The sequence below is a fragment of the Pseudoalteromonas sp. SG41-5 genome (assembly GCF_014164495.1).
Lineage (GTDB): Bacteria > Pseudomonadota > Gammaproteobacteria > Enterobacterales > Alteromonadaceae > Pseudoalteromonas > Pseudoalteromonas rhizosphaerae.
Genome location: NZ_JACJFH010000158.1, coordinates 1 through 5,735, shown reverse-complemented (window position 1 = coordinate 5,735; position 5,735 = coordinate 1). Strand labels below are relative to the sequence as shown.

Sequence of the window (5,735 nt, the reverse complement as noted above, 5' to 3'; positions counted from 1 at the left end):
CTAAAAGATCAGTACCTATAGAAGAGTGTAATGACACAACATTATTACATAGCCCCTTTTCTGCAGCCGGAACTAAGCTTATACGGCGTTTATAACCCGTATCAGTATGCTGGATGACTACGGTACAGCCAATTTGTACATGTGGGCTAAACTTTGACCAAGGTCGTTGTGAATACTCTATTTTTTGCAACACATGCGCGAGTTTCAGCGGATGTAAAAATGCTGAACTTTGGCTTAAATAGTTTTTATACTTATAAAAAGCAGGGGTTTTGTACCCGAACAGAAAAGCAAACACGGACTAAATCTCCACGAAAACTGAACCGAACTTAAATTTAAAATAATACAGTGAGACTGCCGAGTGTAAGAGTTACACTCGGCTTAAATGTCGAAGGTGAGATTTGTTTTTTGTGGATGAGATATTAATATAAACATGATGTTCCTCTTATTTAAAGTAATCATACCTCATAAAAATATTATATCAATGGTGTTTTATAATTTAAAAATAAAGATATTAATTTAAATTTACTAGTGTGCGTTAATTCCATGTTTTTTTGTGCGTAGCGTGCGTTTTGATACTAAATAATATGCCACAGGAACAAAGTAAAATGACAACACAGTGGTTAATACAGTACCACCTGCGATAGCGACGGCAAACGGAGGCCAAAAACCTCCGCCGGCGAGTATGAGTGGTAAAAAGCCACCAACGGTGGTGATAGTCGTGGAGCTGATATGGCGTGAGCAAGTCATCACAGCGGCAACGATTTTGTTTTTATCAGTGAGGGCTTGCAGTGAATTTAACTCTGATAAAATGACAATGGCGGCATTTATGGCCAGTCCCATTAAGCCCAATAAACCAATGATCACAGTAAAACCAAACGGGTAGCCAGCAATAAATACACTGAGCAAGCCCAGCATTGCAGCTTGCAGGGCGTTTATTAAGATTAGCCCTGTGGTGGTAAATGAATTAAATAACATCACCAGTACGGTGATCAATAACACGACAATAATCCCCACTTGGCCAAGCAATTTACCAACCGCTTCGTTGCGTTTTTGCGACTCACCACCGAGCTCTAATCTGTAGCCATGGGGTAATACAAAGCCTGATTGTGCAATGGTGGCGGTCACTTCATTCAGTACGGTTTGCGGTAATACGCCAGTTGCTAAATAAGCTTCGATAATATTAACACGTTCACCGTCACGGCGAGCGATAGAGCCACGAGAAGGGCTCAGTGTTGCACTGGCAAATGATTCAACCACTAGCGGTTGTGCAGTATCTATTTGGCTTGAACTGGCTGGGGTATTTAACTGCGTACTAAATAGCGAGCTAATATCATCTCGGCGCTTATCTGCAACTCTAACACGTACGGGAACGGTTTCGGTATTATCAATAATACTGCCGACCACGACACCATTGAACTGGTTTTGTAGTTGTGTTGCCATATTACTTAGGCTTAATCCTGCATGAGTCAGCGCTGCTTCATCGGTGTTTAACCATAGTTTAGGCGAGCCCGACAATAAGGTTGGACGGGTGTGGGTTATATCGTTATGAGCAATGAGCTGCGTGCGTAATTGTTGGCCCAGTTCAGAGAGAGTATCTAGGCTTGGGCCATAAATACGCATTTCAATTGGTGCATTGAATGGTGGACCTTGCTCAAGCTTTCTGACTAAAGTTTGTGCGTTTGGAAATGCTTTATCAAGTTGTATTTGCAAGCTTTTTATTAACTCGTTGGCACGTTTAAAGTCGGTTACTTTTACCATCGCTTGCGCATAGTTATTGGCGCCGCGATTACGCTGGAGCATATTATAGTAAAAGCTTGGGAAATTAGTTCCGATCATCCAATCGAGCTTTTCAATGCCTTCAGATTGCCGAATTAGTTGATCCATTTTCTCTATGGCTTGTCGAGTTGATGTAATACTCACATGAGGGGCAAAATGCACTTCAATTTGAAACATATCGCGATCTGAGGGCGGGAAAAACTGCTCGGTGAGTTGTCCTGCCCCAAAAAAACCGGCAACAGGGAGTATAAAGACCAGAAGTAAAGTGAGTATTGGTTTTTCTAGGCTACGTTTTAACGTTGCTTCAAAGCGTTTACTGAGTTTAGGTGTGCGTATACCTTGATAAAAGATACCAGTACGCTGTTCGTTATTGATAAATTGCCCTGCAAATACCACCACTAAAGAGTGTGAAATCAGGTATGAACCAATTAAGGCAAAAATAACACTTAAGGCAATACCGCCAATAAACTCTCCTGCAGCACCTGGCATCAACACAATCGGTGCAAACGCTAAAATAGTTGTTAGAGTTGAGCCAAGCAGTGGAAGCCAAAAATGTGCCACGGCTTTTTCTACTGCGGCTAAAGCTGTTAGGCCTTGTTGGCGAAAGCGCTGAACAGCATCGGTGATGACAATGGCGTTATCAACCATAATGCCCAGGGCCACGACTAAACCGGTAACCGACATTTGATGAATAGGTAAGCCATAGAGCTGCATACTTACTAACGTAAACAATACGGTTAAAGGTAACGCGGTGCCGACAACTAGAGCAGCTTTAAAACCTAAAGTGATAAATAGTACCACTAGAATAAGCACAAACCCCACGGTAATATTGCTGAGTAAATCGGCTAAACGAGTTTGGGTATAACCGCGTTGATCAAAAATATCTTGGAGTAAAATTTGGCTTGGTAAGTCTTGGCTAAAGTTATCGATGGCGACATCAACACGCTTAGAAAAAGTATCGATACGCAAGTTTGGTAACATGCGGATCGCAATATAAATACCGGGTTTTCCATCAATTAATGCAATTTCGTTCACGGGGGTTTTTACTGAGCGAGTAATTTGGGCTACATCAGAGAGTTGATATTGCCCTGCATTTTGATTACTACTTAGTGGAATTGCGCCAATGCGAGCAATCGAGTCAAACGCACCGGTCACTTCAATTTGCATTTGCGATTTGTCATTTGTAAGGGTACCAGCGGCTACTTTTGCATCTGCACCTTGAATAGCTGCATGAATATGCGCTAAAGGAATACCAGCTAAACTGGCTTTTTGTTGATCAACCGCAACTAAAATTTCCTCATCAACTTGGCCAAAAAAATGCACCAACTCCACACCTGAAACATTACGTAATTGATTTTGCAGTTCTTTTGCATAGCGATTAACCGTTGCTAATGTGGTTATATCGTCATTGGCGTTAAGCGATAAGATACGAGTATAAGCATAGCCACGCTCGTCATCCAGTAGCGGTGATGAAGCATTTACTGGCAACTGGTTGTTGACATCACCTAATAAATCACGCATTCGCGACCAAATGGGTTTAACGTTCGTGACTTCGTCTTTTAGCTCAATGGTGATCACTGAGAGCCCAGGACGAGAAATCGACGATAAATGCTTTACTTCAGCTTGGGATTTTAGTTTTTGTTCGATTTTCTCACTTATTTGCACCTCAACTCGTTCAGCACTGGCGCCAGGTAAAGCAGTGGTTACGATAGCGATACGATTAGTTATTCGAGGATCTTCACTGCGCGCTAAGCCACTGATCGCAGCTAAACCACTAACGATAAGTAACGCCACTAAAAGCGCTTGGACACGCCCGTGATTAAATAAATAGCGGATCATCACAGCACCTTGGTTGGTTGATTTGCAACAACATTAACCGAAATGTTGGCCGACAGCTTATGCATGCCATTGGCAACAATTTGCGCACCATTGTGTAATGGGGCGCCAATAAACGCATAGCCATCATGGGCATAATAAAGCTGCACAATGATAGGTTTTAGTACCTTGTTTTTTATTTGATAAACCTGCCAAGTACCGCGCACACCATCGGCAAGGGCATCAAGAGGCACCCAAAAACCGCTTTGTTGCTGATATTGTTGCACTGTTAATTTTGCTAATTGGCCAGCATAAACAACTGCGCTAGTTGGCAAAGAAAAGCGCATTGTTAAGGTTTGTGTATGTGGGTCGATACTCGCTCCTTTACTGATAGATTGTGCAGTAAAGTTTTGTCCGGCAATCTCAATGTCCATGCTATTTTGGATGGTGCTTTGCAGTGTCAGTGGGATCCCCATGCTAACTTGCGCATGTTGGTTTTCGATTAAACGCACAATCGGTGTACTGGCTGCAACAATTTCACCTTGTGAGGCAAAGCGCTGGCCTAAAATACCGTTGAATGGCGCGGTTAAATGTGCCTTTTCAGTGCGGATACTGACTTCATTCAAGCTTGCTGCTATTGCGGCTAGTTCTGCGTTAAGTACAGCGATATTGGTTTTAACTTGGTCAAGTGCCGAGGTGGCAGAGTAGTTCTTTTTATCAAGTTCTGCTAAACGCTTTTTTTCAAGTTCAGCGAAGGTAAGTTGTGCTTGAATTCGTTGTTTTTGCGCCTGGAGTTTTTGTTCTTCGATAACTAAAAGCTGCGTATTTTGGCGTGCAATAATATCGCCTTGTTTTACTTGCTCGCCTTGATCAAAATAAATTTGTGCAATTTTTCCTGGAAATTCAAAACTCAACTTTGCATCGTTTTGTATGATCACTTTGCCACTAAGCGTACGTGTTTGATAATAGCCCGCCTCTTGTTGTACTGTGTAGGCAGCTACATGAACCAGACTTTCGCCGTAACATATAAATGGTGTGAATAAAATGAATGCACTAAGCAGATATTTTTTCATTATAATATCCTTATTTATCGCCATGTTAAATCAGCGTGGTTAGTCAGGTGCATTAAACACAGTTATGCTTTGTGCTAGACGCAGAATGATTTAGAATTGGACTCAAGAGTCTAATTTTGTATAAATATAAATCAATCAAACTAGACTGTCTAGTTTGATTTGAGGTGAAAATGGAAATAACTACCCTAAGTCGGTCAGAACAAAAACGACAACAAATTATTACAGCTGCAACGACCTTGTTCATGGATAAAGGCTTTCCTAATACCAGCATGGATCAAATTGCTAAATTAGCCCAAGTATCTAAACAAACGGTTTATAGTCATTTCAAAGACAAAAATAATCTATTTGTTGAAACTGTAACAGCGCATTGTTCCTCCTCAAACTTACGTAAAGAGCGTTTTGAGCCATCGCAAAGCCTTGAGGAAAACTTACTACGTGTTGTGACTAATTTTATTACACTGGTATTTTCACCCGAGGCATTGAAAGTATACGACACGTGCGTAGCGCACAAGGATGAATACCCTGAGTTGGCCTTATTGTTTTATGACGCTGCCCCTAAAGTAGTGATGCAGCAGGTAGAGGTCTGCTTATGTAGTATTGCACAGGCGGGCTTGCTTGATATCGACAACCCTAAGTTTGCCACGTTACAGTTACTGGGCATGGCCACAGGTGATTGGAAATTACGCCATGCACTTGGGCACGCAAAAATTAATGATGTACCGCCAGCAGCATATATTGAAGATTGCGTAAGGCGGTTTATTAAAATGTATCGCTAAGGCTTTTGAGTAACCACTTACTGCAATATAAATTCATCGATAGGTTGTTTAGTTAATTTACCTATTTGCTTAAAAATGAAAATAATTGCTCCGCCTAATAGCACCATAGTCGGCGCCACAATGACTGGGTAGCTTAACCAAGTCATACGTCCTAACTCTTCGGCATAAGCTGTGGTGCCTGGCATACTAACAACAATACTTTTTGCTAAAAAGTAGTTGAGTGTTGCAGATAAAAAGAACGCACTGGCAACAATAAAACCGGCAAGACGCATTTTTGCATCAAATACCGCGGTGT

4 protein-coding genes and 1 pseudogene are annotated in these 5,735 nt (G+C 41.7%); 1 reads left to right on the top strand and 4 read right to left on the bottom strand.

What is annotated here, in order from left to right; all coding sequences use genetic code 11:
- The 3 genes from H5232_RS21960 to H5232_RS21950 form a co-directional block, all read right to left on the bottom strand.
- Window positions 1-295, bottom strand: a 295-nt coding sequence (locus H5232_RS21960; protein ID WP_182831518.1) for a GreA/GreB family elongation factor, incomplete at its 3' end; no start/stop codon positions are given.
- Between the two features lie 230 nt (window positions 296-525).
- Window positions 526-3,615, bottom strand: coding sequence for an efflux RND transporter permease subunit (locus tag H5232_RS21955; protein ID WP_182831517.1), 3,090 nt, complete (start codon window positions 3,613-3,615; stop codon window positions 526-528).
- Entirely contained in the window at window positions 3,615-4,664 is a 1,050-nt protein-coding gene (locus H5232_RS21950) for an efflux RND transporter periplasmic adaptor subunit (protein ID WP_182739542.1), read from the bottom strand. The genes H5232_RS21955 and H5232_RS21950 overlap by 1 nt, the downstream gene beginning before the upstream one ends.
- Window positions 4,665-4,834: 170 nt before the next feature.
- On the opposite strand from H5232_RS21950, the gene H5232_RS21945 reads away from it, so the two are divergent.
- Window positions 4,835-5,440 carry a TetR/AcrR family transcriptional regulator gene (locus tag H5232_RS21945; RefSeq protein WP_182739543.1) on the top strand — a complete coding sequence of 202 codons (606 nt, stop codon included), beginning with the start codon at window positions 4,835-4,837 and terminating at the stop codon, window positions 5,438-5,440.
- 17 nt (window positions 5,441-5,457) lie between these two features.
- On the opposite strand, the pseudogene H5232_RS21940 reads toward H5232_RS21945, so the two are convergent.
- A pseudogene (locus tag H5232_RS21940) lies at window positions 5,458-5,735 on the bottom strand (MFS transporter); the annotation flags it as partial.

Excerpts from the sequence above, each read along its gene's own strand:
- H5232_RS21955 (WP_182831517.1), bottom strand. The coding sequence starts at position 3,615 with ATGATCCGCTATTTATTTAATCACGGGCGTGTCCAAGCGCTTTTAGTG.
- H5232_RS21945 (WP_182739543.1), top strand. The coding sequence starts at position 4,835 with ATGGAAATAACTACCCTAAGTCGGTCAGAACAAAAACGACAACAAATT.
- H5232_RS21950 (WP_182739542.1), bottom strand. The coding sequence starts at position 4,664 with ATGAAAAAATATCTGCTTAGTGCATTCATTTTATTCACACCATTTATA.